Origin of the sequence: Pseudomonas sp. (assembly GCF_036387035.1) — a bacterium.
Taxonomy (GTDB): domain Bacteria; phylum Pseudomonadota; class Gammaproteobacteria; order Pseudomonadales; family Pseudomonadaceae; genus Aquipseudomonas.
The window spans coordinates 70,472-85,844 of sequence record NZ_DASVUM010000166.1; the positions used below are offsets into that span (position 1 = coordinate 70,472).

Annotated in this window: 14 protein-coding genes; 8 read left to right on the forward strand and 6 right to left on the reverse strand. The window is 56.5% G+C overall.

From position 1 onward, the window contains the following. Positions 1–202: 202 nt before the first annotated feature. The 4 genes from VF672_RS15950 to VF672_RS15965 all read left to right on the forward strand — a co-directional run bounded on the left by VF672_RS15950 (position 203) and on the right by VF672_RS15965 (position 4,541). Positions 203–1,390, forward strand: a complete 1,188-nt coding sequence (locus VF672_RS15950; protein WP_331105527.1) for an alpha-xenorhabdolysin family binary toxin subunit A — start codon at positions 203–205, stop codon at positions 1,388–1,390. A 2-nt stretch (positions 1,391–1,392) separates the two neighbouring features. Further along, entirely contained in the window at positions 1,393–2,391 is a 999-nt protein-coding gene (locus VF672_RS15955) for an alpha-xenorhabdolysin family binary toxin subunit B (protein ID WP_331105528.1), read from the forward strand. A 131-nt stretch (positions 2,392–2,522) separates the two neighbouring features. Continuing rightward, positions 2,523–3,668 (forward strand): alpha-xenorhabdolysin family binary toxin subunit A, encoded by a 1,146-nt coding sequence (locus tag VF672_RS15960; RefSeq protein ID WP_331105529.1) that lies wholly within the window; start codon positions 2,523–2,525, stop codon positions 3,666–3,668. Between the two features lie 96 nt (positions 3,669–3,764). Next, complete coding sequence (locus VF672_RS15965; protein ID WP_331105530.1) at positions 3,765–4,541, forward strand: hypothetical protein; 777 nt, start codon at positions 3,765–3,767, stop codon at positions 4,539–4,541. A 54-nt stretch (positions 4,542–4,595) separates the two neighbouring features. Here VF672_RS15965 and VF672_RS15970 read toward each other — a convergent pair whose 3' ends face one another. After that, positions 4,596–5,759: a type III PLP-dependent enzyme gene (locus tag VF672_RS15970; RefSeq protein ID WP_331105531.1), complete on the reverse strand. Its 1,164-nt coding sequence runs from the start codon at positions 5,757–5,759 to the stop codon at positions 4,596–4,598. 691 nt (positions 5,760–6,450) lie between these two features. Here VF672_RS15970 and VF672_RS15975 point away from each other — a divergent pair. From VF672_RS15975 to VF672_RS15985, 3 genes are read left to right on the forward strand one after another with little or no spacing between them, the layout of a single operon-like run. After that, a complete protein-coding gene (locus VF672_RS15975) occupies positions 6,451–6,951 on the forward strand; it encodes a type VI secretion system tube protein Hcp (protein ID WP_331105532.1) in 501 nt (166 codons plus the stop codon). A 28-nt stretch (positions 6,952–6,979) separates the two neighbouring features. After that, complete coding sequence (locus VF672_RS15980) at positions 6,980–7,375, forward strand: polymorphic toxin type 44 domain-containing protein (protein ID WP_331105533.1); 396 nt, start codon at positions 6,980–6,982, stop codon at positions 7,373–7,375. Beyond that, positions 7,353–7,814, forward strand: a complete 462-nt coding sequence (locus VF672_RS15985; RefSeq protein WP_331105534.1) for a hypothetical protein — start codon at positions 7,353–7,355, stop codon at positions 7,812–7,814. Before VF672_RS15980 ends, VF672_RS15985 begins: the two co-directional genes overlap by 23 nt. Before the next feature lie 200 nt (positions 7,815–8,014). Here VF672_RS15985 and VF672_RS15990 read toward each other — a convergent pair whose 3' ends face one another. From VF672_RS15990 to VF672_RS16005, 4 genes are read right to left on the reverse strand one after another with little or no spacing between them, the layout of a single operon-like run. Further along, positions 8,015–9,184: an ABC transporter ATP-binding protein gene (locus tag VF672_RS15990; RefSeq protein ID WP_331105560.1), complete on the reverse strand. Its 1,170-nt coding sequence runs from the start codon at positions 9,182–9,184 to the stop codon at positions 8,015–8,017. An 11-nt stretch (positions 9,185–9,195) separates the two neighbouring features. Then, positions 9,196–9,849: an ABC transporter permease gene (locus VF672_RS15995; protein WP_331105535.1), complete on the reverse strand. Its 654-nt coding sequence runs from the start codon at positions 9,847–9,849 to the stop codon at positions 9,196–9,198. Then, complete coding sequence (locus tag VF672_RS16000) at positions 9,846–10,814, reverse strand: glycine betaine ABC transporter substrate-binding protein (RefSeq protein ID WP_331105536.1); 969 nt, start codon at positions 10,812–10,814, stop codon at positions 9,846–9,848. The genes VF672_RS15995 and VF672_RS16000 overlap by 4 nt, the downstream gene beginning before the upstream one ends. 28 nt (positions 10,815–10,842) lie before the next feature. Then, the gene (locus VF672_RS16005; protein WP_331105537.1) at positions 10,843–11,556 is read right to left on the reverse strand and encodes an ABC transporter permease; all 714 of its coding nucleotides are present in this window, start codon (positions 11,554–11,556) and stop codon (positions 10,843–10,845) included. 333 nt (positions 11,557–11,889) lie between these two features. Here VF672_RS16005 and VF672_RS16010 point away from each other — a divergent pair, with 333 nt between their 5' ends. Further along, the gene (locus tag VF672_RS16010; protein WP_331105538.1) at positions 11,890–13,473 is read left to right on the forward strand and encodes a peptide chain release factor 3; all 1,584 of its coding nucleotides are present in this window, start codon (positions 11,890–11,892) and stop codon (positions 13,471–13,473) included. 190 nt (positions 13,474–13,663) lie between these two features. Here VF672_RS16010 and ggt read toward each other — a convergent pair whose 3' ends face one another. After that, a complete protein-coding gene (ggt, locus tag VF672_RS16015) occupies positions 13,664–15,331 on the reverse strand; it encodes a gamma-glutamyltransferase (RefSeq protein ID WP_331105539.1) in 1,668 nt (555 codons plus the stop codon). Positions 15,332–15,373: the final 42 nt, after the last annotated feature.

The following is a 15,373-nucleotide window of genomic DNA, read 5'->3' on the forward strand; positions in this document are numbered from 1 at the left end:
TTTGAGTCCACCGTTTACGGGGACAACTCCCACAGTGTGACTGTGCGGGTGGAATCCTCCTACACACTCAGACTGCCTTTCTATTTTGACCGCTCCAAAAACACAACATACTCTCCCTCTCGTGCAGACCATTTAACCATTCTGCATCTGGCGTTTTAATGAATCCCAGATAATCACCACACGTCATTAAAGGATTAATGATATGTCTCAACTTATGGAAAACCTCGTCACCGACGCAGCGAGTGATCCTGCAAGCCTTTTCGGTTCATCGGTCGCAACAACCGAAAGCGATACCCGGGACACCGGGCTGATCCTAACCAAAGAGCAAGTCGTAAACCTCAAGAAGTATGAAATTGCCGGACTCGCGCTTCCCACTGAGCTGGATAAAATTATCGCTTATCTGGGCTATGAGACGGGCGCAGGTCTCGGCCTTGAGGCCGTTGACTTTCAGCAGACGTTCAAGATCATCAACGGCCACGCCAGATTGTGGAATCCGCTGCGGACTGACCTGCTGACCGTTAATACCAAGCTCGTGGTATTCGCCGGTTCCATCCAGGTCTATGGCGAAAGCATGAAAGAAGTCTTCAATGATATCGCGGCATTAGGCCTGATCGAAAAATACAACATCAAAACGCTTGAAGACCTGCGCAAGGTCGAGCGCCAGCAGGGAATAAAATTCCCTGACATCGAAGCGGAAGACCGCAACGATCTGGGTTATTTCCTGGATCAGATACTCAACAAAGTAAAAGAGCAAGAGACCGAAGCGCTTGCAATTAAACAGCGCCTGGATTCATTCGGCCGACAATTGGCTCAGCAGGTCGGCCCGGCCATCAAGCTCAAATTGTCGCTCATCGACAACAACGGTCTGAGCAGCGAAATCAAAGCGCTTCAATTAAAAATCGATAACCGCGCATTGGCTATTGAAGAAAAAAACAAAGAATACAAAGAGATGGTCAAGCAGGCCATCAGTGCAGTCATTGGCAATCTGGTCATGATGATTTACTCGAGCGTCCAGGCCGAAAAAATTCGCAAGGAGCGCAATAAGCTCACCGAACAGCAGGAAGCTGATATCGCACTGATGACGAAGAAAGACCAGATTCTGGCCTCGTTGGGCCGTATACGGATGGACTTCCAGAACCTGGATCTGATTGTGATCGATGCCGACATCGCCACCAAAAACCTGATCACTGTCTGGAATTCGCTTGGCACATTCATCGCCGCTTCTGCCACCGAGGTTGACGGCATCCACGACGGTCTGACCATGCGCAGGTTCCGCAACCAATTCAATCTGGTGGTTACACCTTGGGAAACCATCGAAGCGGACGCGAAGAAATTACAACACGTGTTCGCAGAAGCGGACCGCGAATTCAGAGAAGACTACGGAGTTTAAACATGAATAACATTTCCCGATTTCCAGGCAGCCCAGACTACCCGGAGCTGAACGTTCAAGCGTTCAAACAGGCGAAAGCCAATGCTAACGACGCAACCATTGAAATGAAGAGGCTTTTCATTCAGACACAGTATCTGCCGTCGTTGCACAGCCGAGTCTCTGACCAGGACAAGGCGATGCGTGATGCTGACTTCAGACTTCGGGACGCTGCTCAATCGCTGGATACCGTTCTAGGTATCCAGGTCGGCACCCTCAGAGAGCTTCAAGAGGAGCTCCAGAATGCGCCTGAGTCTGACAAAGAAGAAATCATTGAAGACATCGTCCTTCGGGTTCAGACCATCATGGACACCGTGGGTAAGAAAGAGCTCACGCTCCACAACCTGATCCCGGCCATGGCAAGCCCGATCGATCGAGCGGCCACTGGCAAGTACATCACACAGCTTGAAGCCGATCAGGCGCGATTGCCGGCAGAAGTGCTGGAGATCAAAGCACGGCAGGATGCGCTGGAAGAAAAACGCAAAGCGCTGACCGACGCAATGGCATTGATCGAAGCCGGGGGATTCACCGAGCTGGCCAAAGACACCGCGTTAACTGCTCAGGAACTGGTCAAAATGGGTATGACCCCGCCCCAGTTGATCGCCGTCGAAGCCGCAATCGGTCTTGCGCAACAGGTGCTGCAACGGGCCGAAAGCCTGATCAACTACCTGGGTATGGTTGAAGCCCGTAACGTCCTCCGCAAACAGATCGATGACCTGATCAACAGCACTTACGCAAAGACCAGTGAGTTGCGTCTGGTCACGTTGAAGAAAGAGCTGATATCGGAGTGCCATAACTTCGACGACCATCGTGCACAGTACATCGCCGAGTTCAAGAAATGCGTCGTGTCCAAACGTGCCTTCCTGACCACTCACAACAATGTAAACGGTGGCGATCAGGACGCGGTCGCTCAGTTCACCGTTGACGCACTGTCGTTGGCAAAACACTTGAAAGTCATGGCCTGACTTCATCTGCCAACGCGCAACAACGCAGGCCGGGAAGTACAAGGGATGTTCTTTCCGGCCCCATACCGGAGTGCCTGGCTCAAGCCAGGCCTCCCCGCCCAGGCGATTCATTTCATTAAAGGATTAACGATATGAAATCATCCGGAGCAATGGATGACGCACCCGTTCGCGATGAGAAACTTGACCTGGCAGAGCGCCTGCCCGGCATTTTGATTTCCGCTGCAGCGCGCACGGCAAAAGACGCCATTCGCACGCCAGGCCTCTTCCTGACCAAAGCACAACTGATTGATTTATTGCGGTATGCAACCCACGCTCTCGCGCTTCCCATCGCCCTCAAGGATGTTGTCTGGTATCTCGGCTATGAAACAGGCGCCGGCCAGAATCTTGAAGCCAGGGATTTTCAGGCGAGTTTCAACCGTATTCATCTTCACGCCGCACAATGGAATCCACTTCGTACCGACCTGATGAACGTCGGCAGCGAGTTGTGGGTATTCGCCGATCAGATGCAAGTTTACGGAAACGGCGTACGACAGCTTTATAACGAGATCAAGGCAAAAGCTGCAGAGACGCTTGACCCGGCGGATCACGACGATTTTCTGCATTACGTTGAGCAGGTCGCAGCGCTGGTTTTGCATCGTCGCAACGCAACCGAAACACTCAAGCGTCGGCTCGATGCGTTTGCGCAGGAGTTGTCGACACGGGTAATGCCCGACGTCCAGCTCAAGTTGAGGAGTATCGACAGCAACAGTGTGCCGACCGACATCAAAACGCTACACGACGCCATCAACAGACGTGCCGCAGACATCGAAGAAACACAGCGGGAATACAAGGCGCTGATCAAGAAGTCGGTGGGGGCCAGTTTTGCCCTGATCGGTCTGGGTATATACCACGGCGTTGAACCAGACAAAGTGCGCAAAAAGATCAATGCATTGCGTCTGGAACAAGAGAACAGCATTCGTCTACTGGAGCAGAAAAACAGGATTCACGCCTCGCTGCAGCGCGTTCGTCAAGATCTGCATGATCTCGGCCTGATCATTCTGGATGCCGACATTGCCACTCAGAACATGGTTGTAGTGTGGAACGGTCTGCATATCTACCTGACTCACTCGGTTCAAGAAGCGGGCAAAATCGACAGCGCGCTGTCACTGCGCCGCCTCATGAACGCTTTCAATCTGGTGGCTGAACCCTGGACCCGGATAAAACGGGAGGCGGACACGTTGCTCAACGTGTTCAAAGAGGCAGACCGTGAGTTCCGCAAGAACTATGGACATCAATGACAGAGCGGATTCGACGTTTGGACATCAGGCGAAACGCTAGGCGACTTCGCAGTGGCGACGCATCGAGTTCGGGCTGTAACGCCATGGAGGCGAAAAATGACAACACATCTCATCCAATACGACGACGTGGCTTATCTTGGATTCAACATCGGCTATCTGGAAAAGCTTCCGCAATACATTGAAGCCTTCAAGATCAAGCTCGATTTGGTGCCTGAAGCCGAATACGGTAAATACAGGGAGCCAGCGATGGATCAGGCTGTCATCACCGCTCGGCGAGGCAGCACGCTCTGGAGCAGCAGCGTGAAGCAAATTCGTGCGCTCCATCAGGACACGAAAAAGACGCTGACGGACATGATTGCACTGCTGGACAGCAAACCGTTTAACAGCCGAATCGCGCAGCTCACCCAGGAGCTGCTGCGCCACGAGGCAGAGTTCAAGCGGCAACAGGCGGAATGCGACCGCATCATCGAATGCGCCAGCCAGACCGTTCCACGATTCATGGATTTCATGAACGTGAGGACATATGAATACGCAAAACGAAAAGGACTGCTGGTCAAGGCCAAGTCCAGAAAAGTTCTGGAGACACTGGGCAGCGCGGTGACAGACGAGGGCAGTCTGGCTTCGGCAAGGAGCACACTGGAATGGCATCGTCGCGCCTACAACACGGCGATCCTCTCGGCAGGGAACATGGGGGCCTATTGTTCGCGTTTGTCCGGCCTCTTGAGCGCCACCCTCCGGGAGATCCAAGCGCTCAAGGCCGATCAGCCCGCTCGCCGCATGGCCGTCTCGTGCCAATCAGCAGCAAGTTCAGCACGCGAGTCCCTGCGCCTGATCAACCACACCTTCGACAATATTCTTCGATTCAGTATTTGAACCGCAAGAAAAACGGCACCTTACTGGGTGCCGTTTTCTCGTTACCACTGACGTTTACACGTAGAAAGACTTCAGCGGCGGGAAGCCGTTGAACTCAACCGCGCTGTAACTGGTGGTGTACGCGCCGGTGGACAGCCAATACAAGCGGTCGCCGATCGCCAGGTTCAGCGGCAGGCCGTATTTGTAGTTCTCGTACATGATGTCAGCGCTGTCGCAGGTAGGACCGGCAATGACGACTTCTTCCATTTCGCCTTTCTTCTCGGTCCAGATCGGAAACTTGATGGCTTCGTCCATGGTTTCGATCAGGCCGGAGAATTTGCCCACGTCGGTGTACACCCAACGCTCGACGGCCGTGCGGGATTTACGCGAAACCAGCACCACTTCGCTGACCAGGATACCGGCATTGGCGATCAACGAACGGCCCGGCTCCAGAATGATTTCCGGTAGGTCATCACCGAAATCTTCTTTCAGATAGCGAATGATTTCTTCAGCGTAGGTTTCCAGACTGTTGGTGCGGGTAATGTAGTTGGCCGGAAAGCCACCGCCCATGTTGATCAGCTTGAGGACGATGCCGTCTTCTTCTTTCAGACGCTCGAAGATCACTTTCACCTTGGCGATCGCGGCGTCCCAGACGCTGATGTCACGCTGCTGCGAACCGACGTGGAACGAAATGCCGTAAGGCACCAGGCCCAGCTCACGGGCAAGAATCAGAAGGTCCATGGCCATGTCGGTCTGGCAACCGAACTTGCGAGACAGTGGCCAGTCAGCGGTGGTCGAACCCTCAGTGAGGATGCGCACGTACACTTTGGCGCCCGGCGCAGCCTTGGCGATGTTGCGCAGGTCAGCTTCGGAATCGGTGGAAAACAGGCGCACGCCCTTCTCGTAGAAGTAGCGAATGTCTCTGGATTTCTTGATGGTGTTGCCGTAGCTGATGCGATCCGGGCTGACGCCGCGGTCCATCACCTTATCCAGCTCGTAAATCGAGGCGATGTCGAAACTGGAGCCCTTCTCCTTCAGCAGATCGATGATTTCGACCGCCGGGTTGGCCTTCACGGCGTAGTAAATGCTCGCGAATTCGAAGCCTGCACGCAGGTCGTCGTAGGCCTTGCTGATCATCGCGGTGTCGATGACCACGAACGGGGTTTCTTGCGTGTCGGCAAACGCCTTCATTTTTGCGAAGGTGTTTTTCTCGAAATAGTCTTCGACCTGGATCGACATGCGGGGACTCCTGTTGGCAAACGGTAAAAAACAATGGGTGTGAGCGCGTGGCTCCTGAACGTCCTCCGTATCCCCACTTTGGTTCGCCTACTTCCCAAGGCTGCTCGGCCGAAAGCAAAAAGGCCACCCGGTGATACGCCACGGTTGGCCTTGCTGTCTCGTCGTCAGTACTTGAGCCGGATGGATCGTTTCCAGCATGGACGTTCGGCGCGAACTGTAGGACCTGAGGGACCGGAGATCAACTAAAAATGTCGCGTTTCTGCCCGTTTTTGCCAGACGGGAATCCACGCCCATTCAATCAACCCGTAGTAACCGACCGATGTGACAGGGTGATGTTCCCCCAGCAGGGCAAATGCGCATTTGGGATGAGGGCTACCGCTCTGTCAGACGCCGGCTACGCGATCTTCAGAAACACCCTTCGCGGCGTGCTTCCCTCCTTCCAGATCAGCAACAGCCCCCGGCCGTTAGGCTCGACATCATTCGGCCTCGCTACGAACACGGCACGTCGCGAAGCACCTACTTGGGACTCGGGTCATGGATGATTTGTGCCAGCACTACAGCAGCTACGTCACTTCCGGTACGTCCCTAATCTGAAGCGCGACCGAATCGTCGACTGCATTCAGTGTGCGGTCGCCGCAATGAAGTAAATGCCCTCAACCATCAAAGATCTAAACTTATCGAGGAATTGACCATGTCACTAGATGCCTATTTACAGATTGAGGGTGTTCCAGGCGAAACGCTCTCCGAGGGGTATGAAAACTGGATAGAACTTCAAGATTTCGATCTCTCTGCCAGCCAAACGGCTTCCGCAACATCGACCTCAGCTGGCGGTGCGACTTCAGGCCGGGCTTATATGAGCGATATGCTTGTTCGAAAAGCGGTTGACAATGCAACGCCTAAACTTCATGAGGCGTGCTGTAGCGGAAAGCACTTTAAACAGGTATCCGTGCATCTATTCCGTGCGGGAGATCCAAAAGTCAAATACCTCGAAATAAAACTAGAAGAGGTCATCATCAGTTCTTTCACAATACTAGGCAACGGTGATCATGAAAGCAGCTTTCCGAGCGAACTCGTTGCGCTAAACTATGGAAGAATTCAGCTTATTTATGCAAAGCAAAGTCGACAGACGGGACAGACCGCGGGCCAGATTGCCGGCGGCTGGGATGCCATCAGCAACAAGATATTTTCGTAATTCGCAAGCCAACTTGCAGGAGCAAAAAATGAATTACGAAATGCCCGATATCATTCCTCCGGGTGTAAATGTGGACGTCAACATGAAGATCGCGAATGAGCAATGGAACCGAGATCCTGCCACGGGGGCATTCATGAGTTGGTTTTACTACAAGGTTCGTAATCGCAGCCCGTGGGATTACAAGCAGCAAAATCCTGCTTGGGAAGATTTCGGAAACTTTCACTACGGTGCCGTCGGTACAGCCGGGCAGCTGAGCGAGCAGCTTTTACTAAGAGCGGCCGGATATGCCCAAAAGCAAGCGAAGACACAAAAGATTGATCACAATTGGGGCTATTGGTTCTGGCTTCCTCCATACGGGGATGACCCTAAAGACCAGAGGTGGATAAAAATGGGGATCTTGTATGCAAAATCCAAAGGATACTAAACTCAAACTCACCTACAAACATGCATTCTGGATGCTTGTAGCGATTTTGATTTTCAATGCTTCATTCGGCGATTTCTTTGAATTCGGAAGCGACGCTGACGAGATAGTTTTGAAACGACAGCTCCCGCAGGGGGACTGGCTGTACATTACCCGTTATGGCGCGATGGCTACTGACGCGGACACCTTGCGTTTTTTTATCAGCAAACCGCTAAAAGGCGATGATTCAGACGTACTCGAACAACTCAACAACGCGAGCGAATTCATGATTACGGACAGCACGTTGGAAAATGTTCACATCCAAGACACATCCAATGGAGTAGGCATAAAAGTGAAGGGAGCAATCTATCGCTATTTCAGTAAGGAGTATGTCGCTGAAGGTAATGAATTAAGAAACTATCGAATCACATTGACCCAACTGGACGACAGTTCAACAAACTGACGCATGACCGGACCCTCCTTCCAGTTTGGAAAAACCTGAACGACACACATCTAAACGGAAGATCGAGGTTTTGAAGGAGTCTGGACAAGAACCCTAATTTTTTAAACAGGTTGGTAGGAAGCTGACTTGTCCCCGCTTACGAATCAACGACGCTACCGTCAACAGCGGCCCAGGCACCCAGCGCACCCGGGCCATCCACGTTAGTTGGCGGCCGCCTGCTCCACCAACTCCGCCGGCGAAACGATGCTGGTCTTCATCCCGCGCGACTGGCCGGAGCTCAGGTAAGCCGCAATCGACTCCTGCGTCACTTCACCCAGGAACACATTCTCGGCGTCCAGCACCGGCAGCCACGAGCGGTTGAACTCGTACATGCGCGACAGCAGAATGCGCAGGTGCTCATCAAAGGCTGCGGTGGCATTGAACGGACGCAAGAATTGCTCGCATGTGCCGGTCTGACGGTGCAGGTCGCGGCGACGGACGTAGCCCATCGCTTTGTTCTCGGCGTCGGTGACGACCACGTAGCGGCGGTCGTTTTCGTCCATGATTTCCAGTGCATCGGCGACCGGGGTTTCCGGACTGACGGACGGCGCGTTGTCCGCCGCGTCCTCTGCCTTGACCAGCAAAAGTCGCTTGAGGGTGCTGTCCTGACCCACGAAGTTGCTGACGAAATCGTCCGCCGGGTGCGCCAGCAGCGTGTCCGGGTGGTCGATCTGCAGCAGCTTGCCAGCGCGGAAGATAGCGATCTTGTCACCCAGCTTGATGGCTTCATCGATGTCGTGGCTGACCATGATCACGGTCTTGTTCAGCGCGCGCTGCATTTCAAAGAATTCGTTCTGGATCATCTCCCGGTTGATCGGGTCGACCGCCCCAAACGGTTCATCCATCAACAGCAGAGGCGCGTCTGCGGCGAGCGCACGAATCACCCCGATCCGCTGCTGCTGCCCACCCGACAACTCGCGTGGGTAGCGATGCAGATACTGCTTGGGTTCCAGCTTGATCATGCTCATGAGTTCGCGGGCGCGGTCGTGGCATTTCTGCTTGTCCCAGCCCAGCAGCTTGGGCACCACGACGATGTTTTCTTCGATGGTCATGTTGGGGAACAGACCGATCTGCTGAATCACGTAGCCGATGTTGCGGCGCAGGGTGACTTCGTCCAGCCCGGTCGTGTCCTCGCCATTGATCAGCACTTTGCCGGAGGTCGGCATGATCAGCCGGTTGATCATTTTCAGCGTTGTACTTTTGCCGCAACCCGACGGGCCCAGGAACACGCAGATCTCGCCTTCGTTGACGGTCAGGCTCACTGAATCGACAGCCTTCACTTCCTTGCCGTTGCTCTGGAAAGTCTTGGTGAGGTTCTGCAGCTCAATCATTTGTTTGGCGATCATTTCAGGAGTCCTTTTGGAGTCAGCGAGCGTTGCAGCCATTGCAGAAGCAGGTCGGCGAAGATGGCCAGGATGCTGACCAGTACGGCGCCGACGACCAGCATCGACATGTCGCTGCGGCTGATGGAAGCGAGGATAAGTACGCCCAGACCGCCGGCGCCGATGGTGGCGGCGATGGTCATGACACCGATGTTCATGACCACGGCGGTGCGTACGCCGGCGAGGATCACCGGGACGGCGATCGGCAGCTCGACCATGCGCAGGCGCTGGCCGAAGGTCATACCGATGCCCTTGGCGGCTTCGCGAATGCCGGGCTCGACGCCGGTCAGCGCCAGGTAGGTATTACGCATGATCGGCAGCAGCGAATAGAGAAACACTGCGGTGATCGCCGGCATCGGGCCCAGGCCCTGACCGAATCTGGAGTAGAACGGCAGCAGCAAGCCAAACAGGGCGATTGACGGGATGGTCAGCAGCACCGTGGCGCTGGCTTGCAACGGCCCGGCAAGGGTCGGGAAGCGCGTCATCAACACGCCCAGCGGCACGCCGACGAGGATAGCCAGCGTCACCGCAATGCCGACGAGGGTGATGTGTTGCAGAGTCAGGTGCATGACCTGATTCCAGTCCAGATGGGAGAAAGCGCTGAGGAAACTCATGGTTTCTCCTCCTGTTTTGCGGCCGGCGCCGGCGGGACCGGTACGCTGTCGGCGGAAGGATTGATCGGATGCTCGCGCAGGAATTCAGCCGCCACGACGGTAGGACTTTCATGGTCAACGTCAATGCGTGCATTCAGCGTGCGCATCGTCTGGTTATCCAGCAGCGCAGCGAGCGGCTTGAGCAAGTCGGCCAGCTCCGGGTGCTTATCCAGGTACTCTTTGCGGATCACGGGCGCAGCGGTGTAGTCCGGGAAATAGTGCTTGTCGTCCGCCAGCACCTTGAGTTCGAAAGCGTTCAAACGACCATCGGTGGTGTAGACGAGACCGGCGAAAACCTGCCCGTTGCGCAGCGCGGTGTAGACCAGGCCCGCGTCCATCTGGCGGGTGTTCTCACGCCCCAGGTCCATGCCGTAATGCTTGACCATGCCCACCAGACCGTCAGAGCGATTGGCGAACTCGGTGTCCAGCGCAACGATGTGGCCCTTGTCAGCCTCAGCCTTGAGCACCGTGGTCAGGTCAGACATGTTGTTGATGTGCGGATACTGCTGCGCAATCTTGTCCGGCAGCGCCAGCGCATAGGTGTTGTTGAACTTCGAAGGGGACAGCCAGACCAGGCCCTTCTTCGCGTCCAGTTCCTTCACGCGCTGATAGGTCTGCTCGCTGTCGAGTTTCTCATCGACATGGTTGTAGGCAACCAGCGATACGCCGGTGTATTCCCACAGCAGATCCAGCTGGCCGCTTTCCTGAGCACTGCGCGCCAGGTTGCTGCCCAGGCCGCCGGTGATCTGGACCTGATAGCCCTTGTCGCGCAGGTATTGCGCGGTCAGTTCGGCGAGCATCGTCTGTTCGGTAAACACCCGCGCGCCAATCCGCAGCACGGGCATTTCAGCCGCTGCATCAGCGGCGTGAACGAAACCGGACAGCAACATCCCGACGCCCATGATTAATGTGCATAACTTCTTCATACCAATTCCTTTCTCAGCGGGGCTCGACTTATCGAGCCAGGCCGCGTTCCAGCCAGAGACGGCTTGCCAGGGTCACGGCGCCATCAAGCAACAGCGCCAGCAACGCGGTACACGCGGCGCCCAGCACCAGTTGCGGCTGATTGTTCAGGGCGATACCGGGGAAAATCAGGCTGCCCAGGCTGTTCGCGCCAATGAGGAACGCCAGCGGTGCGGTCCCGACGTTGATCGCCAGCGCCACACGTACCCCGCCGATGATGATCGGCACGGCGTTGGGCAGCTCGACACGCCACAGCACCTGGCGAGGTGTCATGCCGATGCCGCGAGCGGCTTCTTTAAGGGAACCCTGAACGTTTTTCAGGCCTTCGTAAGTGTTGCGCACGATGGGCAACAACGAAGCGAGGAACAAAGCGAAGATCGCCGGACCGCTGCCGATGCCCAGAATACCCAGAGCGATGGCCAGCACGGCGAGAGGAGGAACGGTGTTACCGATATTGAAGATCTGCATGAAGCGTTCGGCACGGCCAACCATGGTCGGTCGGCTCAGGACAATGCCGGTCGGGATTCCGACCACCAATGCCGCCAGCATCGAAGCCAGCACAAGCACCACATGGGCTTGCAGATAAAACAGCAGGTCATCCTGATATTGCCGGATGGTACTGATGCCGATCCATTGGACCAGCAGGGCCAGGAGTGCGATGACAATCACACCTCCCAACAGCCCCTTGCCATAGCGATTTGCCACGGGCGGACTCCTTATTTCAGTCGGCGAACGTCAGGCGTGGGACTGGCCTTTTCAGGCAGCACGCGAACGTCCGCGAAGAGCAGCGGGTGGGTCGCCGGAAAGGCGGGAGCCTCGGCGAAAACACAAGCCATGAGCGCAGCTTCGTCAAGCTAACTTGCTGATTTTGCAACCCTTGGCGTCTTTCGATACCTGGGAATGGACGTCTCCTTAACCGCAAAGGTTCCCACGTGAGGGGGCATCTGGCCACCCTTTATTGTCTGAACGGTTCGGTTATTGCTTTGGTTTGGGCTATAATCGGCGCCCTTTTTTGAATCACCTCTCGGGCGATTTCCCATGACCAGACAGGCCGCCGAAGTCGCGAAACGCCGCACTTTCGCCATCATTTCCCACCCCGATGCGGGTAAGACCACCATCACCGAAAAGCTCCTGCTGATGGGCAAGGCCATTTCCGTCGCCGGTACCGTGAAGTCGCGCAAATCCGACCGTCACGCCACCTCCGACTGGATGGAAATGGAGAAACAGCGCGGTATTTCCATCACCACCTCGGTCATGCAATTCCCGTATCGCGATCACATGATCAACCTGCTCGACACCCCGGGCCACGAAGACTTCTCCGAAGACACCTACCGCACGTTGACCGCCGTCGACTCGGCGCTGATGGTGCTCGATGGCGGTAAAGGCGTTGAGCCCCGCACCATCGCGCTGATGGACGTCTGCCGGCTGCGTGATACGCCGATTGTCAGCTTCATCAACAAGCTGGACCGGGACATTCGCGACCCTATCGAACTGCTCGACGAGATCGAAGCGGTTCTGAAAATCAAGGCCGCGCCGATCACCTGGCCGATCGGTTGCTACCGCGACTTCAAGGGCGTCTATCACCTCGCCGATGACTACATCATCGTGTACACCGCCGGTCACGGTCATGAGCGCACCGACGTCAAAATCATCGAGAAGCTCGACTCGGACGAAGCACGCGCGCATCTGGGTGATGAATACGACCGCTTTGTCGACCAGCTGGAACTGGTGCAAGGCGCCTGTCATGAATTCAACCAGCAGGAATTCCTCGACGGCCAACTGACCCCGGTGTTCTTCGGCACGGCGCTGGGCAACTTCGGTGTCGATCACGTGCTTGATGCCGTGGTGGACTGGGCACCGAAGCCACTGCCCCGCGTTGCCAACGAACGTACGGTCGAGCCGGTCGAGGAAAAGTTCGCCGGTTTCGTGTTCAAGATTCAGGCGAACATGGACCCCAAGCACCGCGACCGCATCGCGTTCATGCGCATCTGCTCGGGCAAGTACGACAAGGGCATGAAAATGCGCCATGTGCGCACTGGCAAGGATGTGCGCATCGGCGACGCGTTGACGTTTTTCTCCAGCGAGCGTGAACAGCTGGAAGAAGCCTACGCCGGCGACATCATCGGCCTGCACAACCACGGCACGATTCAGATCGGCGACACGTTCAGCGAAGGCGAAGCGCTGAGCTTCACCGGCATTCCGCACTTCGCCCCGGAGCTGTTCCGCCGGGTGCGCCTGAAGGACCCTCTAAAGTCCAAGCAACTGCGCCAGGGTCTGCAGCAACTGGCCGAGGAAGGCGCCACCCAGGTGTTCTTCCCCCAGCGCAGCAACGACATCATCCTCGGCGCCGTCGGTGTGCTGCAGTTCGATGTGGTCGCCAGCCGTTTGAAGGAAGAATACAAAGTCGAATGCGCCTACGAGCCGATCACTGTTTATTCGGCGCGTTGGATCGAGTGCAGCGATAAGAAGAAGCTCGAGGAATTCGAGAACAAGGCGGTGGAAAACCTGGCTGTGGACGGCGGCGGTCACCTGACCTACCTCGCGCCGACGCGGGTCAATCTGGCCCTGATGGAAGAACGCTGGCCCGACGTGAAATTCCGCGCAACGCGGGAGCATCATTAAGGCTCACCCCGTCATGTGATCGTTCCCACGCTCTGCGTGGGAATGATCGCCGGCCAAGGGCAACTGACCTTGGTCCGCATCAACGCCAACCTGTGGGAGTGAGCTTGCTCACGAAAGGGGCGCAACAGGCGATCGTGTTTGCCTGATCTGACGCCTTCGTGAGCAAGCTCACTCCCACGGGGGGCAGCTGTTACTTCGCCACCATCCCCACGCCTCGCCCACGCGGATCGGACGCGGTTTCGACTTTCGTGCCGTCGATCTTGATCGCCTGCACGTTGCCCATGGACCAGCCCTGATCCTTCAGCGTGTAGCCCATGGTCGTCAGCTCATTGGCCACAGGGGCCGCGAGCGGCGCGAATTTCTCGGTATAGATCGTGTCCTTGGGCAGCAACTGATGATGAACCCGCTGCGCCGCAACGGCGTCTTTGAGTGGCATGTGGAAATCGTAAATGTTGTTCAGCACCTGGAACACAGTGGTGAAAATCCGTGAGCCGCCTGGCGTGCCCAACACCAGCGTGACTGCGCCGTCGCGCGTGACCAGGCTGGGGCTCATCGAGGACAGCATGCGCTTGCCAGGCTCAATGGCATTGGCATCACCGCCCACCACGCCGAACGCATTGGCAACGCCCGGCTTGGCGCTGAAATCATCCATCTCGTCGTTCATCAAGAAGCCTGCGCCCTTGACCACCACGCCGCTGCCGTAATCCCAGTTCAGGGTGTAGGTGTTGCTGACCGCATTGCCCTTGGCATCAACGATGGAGAAGTGCGTGGTCTGGTGCGACTCAAGCCCGGCCTTGACGTTCTCTGTGGGCGAGATCGCCGTTGGATTGACCTCATGGGCGCGCTTGGCCAGGTAGGCGTAATCGGTCAACTGGCTCACCGGCGCCACCGAAAAGTCCGGATCGCCCAGGTAGTTGGCGCGATCGGCGAACACGCGCTTTTCAATCTCGGCCAGCAAATGGATGTAGCGCGCCGAATTAAGCGGCACGTCTTTGAAGTCGTCGGACAGCTGCTGCTTCATGCCAAGCAGTTGCGCCAGCGCGATGCCGCCGGAGCTGGGCAGCGGCGCGGTGTAGAGCGTGTTGCCGTTGAAATTCACGTGCAGCGGCTTGCGCCAGATCGCCTTGTAATCCTGCAGGTCCTGCCGGGTGATCAGGCCGTTGTCGTGCTGCATCTGCGCCACCAGCAGGTCTGCCGTCTGACCCTGGTAAAACTCGTTGGCGCCCTTGTTGGCGATGCGTTCAAGGGTCTTGGCCAGCTCCGGCTGACGAAACGTCTCGCCCGCCTTCATGTTGCCGAAGTAGTCGGCAAAGTTGGTCTTGCCGTTGAGTTGCTTGATCGCTTCGGCACCATACATGTACTGCTTGTCGGCGACCGTGAAGCCATTTTTAGCGTAGCCAATGGCAGGGGCCAGAAGCTCTGCCCACCGCAGCTTGCCGAATTTCTGATGCGCTTCCCACAGCCCCATCACGGTGCCGGGAACGCCAGAGGCGCGCGCGCCGACCAGACTCATGCCGGGGATCACCTCGCCTTTTTCGTCCAGGTACATCGTGCGCGTGGCCGCTTTCGGCGCGGCTTCGCGGTAGTCGAGAAAGTACGGCCTGCCGTTCATGAACAGGGTCATGAAGCCACCCCCGCCGATGTTCCCCGCCTCCGGGTAGGTGACCGCCAGCGTGAAGGCCGTGGCCACAGCGGCATCGACCGCGTTGCCGCCCTTCTTGAGAATCTGCGCAGCAACCTGAGCACCGTACTGGTCCGGGGACGCCACGGCGCCGCCTTCCAGCACGACGGCATATACCGGCGAACTTGCGGCGAAGATCACCGACAGAGCAAGGGCTTTAAAGGTCACTGCACGCATGGGGCTTCCTTGATGACAAATGCGACAGCTTGTTACTGATGG

What these genes read in the sequence shown, in the direction of transcription:
- VF672_RS15955 (WP_331105528.1), top strand. Translation starts at nt 1,393, where the DNA reads ATGAATAACATTTCCCGATTTCCAGGCAGCCCAGACTACCCGGAGCTG.
- ggt (WP_331105539.1), bottom strand. Translation starts at nt 15,331, where the DNA reads ATGCGTGCAGTGACCTTTAAAGCCCTTGCTCTGTCGGTGATCTTCGCC.
- VF672_RS15980 (WP_331105533.1), top strand. Translation starts at nt 6,980, where the DNA reads ATGAATTACGAAATGCCCGATATCATTCCTCCGGGTGTAAATGTGGAC.
- VF672_RS15995 (WP_331105535.1), bottom strand. Translation starts at nt 9,849, where the DNA reads ATGAGTTTCCTCAGCGCTTTCTCCCATCTGGACTGGAATCAGGTCATG.
- VF672_RS15960 (WP_331105529.1), top strand. Translation starts at nt 2,523, where the DNA reads ATGAAATCATCCGGAGCAATGGATGACGCACCCGTTCGCGATGAGAAA.
- VF672_RS16000 (WP_331105536.1), bottom strand. Translation starts at nt 10,814, where the DNA reads ATGAAGAAGTTATGCACATTAATCATGGGCGTCGGGATGTTGCTGTCC.
- VF672_RS15985 (WP_331105534.1), top strand. Translation starts at nt 7,353, where the DNA reads ATGCAAAATCCAAAGGATACTAAACTCAAACTCACCTACAAACATGCA.
- VF672_RS15970 (WP_331105531.1), bottom strand. Translation starts at nt 5,759, where the DNA reads ATGTCGATCCAGGTCGAAGACTATTTCGAGAAAAACACCTTCGCAAAA.
- VF672_RS15990 (WP_331105560.1), bottom strand. Translation starts at nt 9,184, where the DNA reads ATGATTGAGCTGCAGAACCTCACCAAGACTTTCCAGAGCAACGGCAAG.
- VF672_RS15965 (WP_331105530.1), top strand. Translation starts at nt 3,765, where the DNA reads ATGACAACACATCTCATCCAATACGACGACGTGGCTTATCTTGGATTC.
- VF672_RS16010 (WP_331105538.1), top strand. Translation starts at nt 11,890, where the DNA reads ATGACCAGACAGGCCGCCGAAGTCGCGAAACGCCGCACTTTCGCCATC.
- VF672_RS15950 (WP_331105527.1), top strand. Translation starts at nt 203, where the DNA reads ATGTCTCAACTTATGGAAAACCTCGTCACCGACGCAGCGAGTGATCCT.
- VF672_RS15975 (WP_331105532.1), top strand. Translation starts at nt 6,451, where the DNA reads ATGTCACTAGATGCCTATTTACAGATTGAGGGTGTTCCAGGCGAAACG.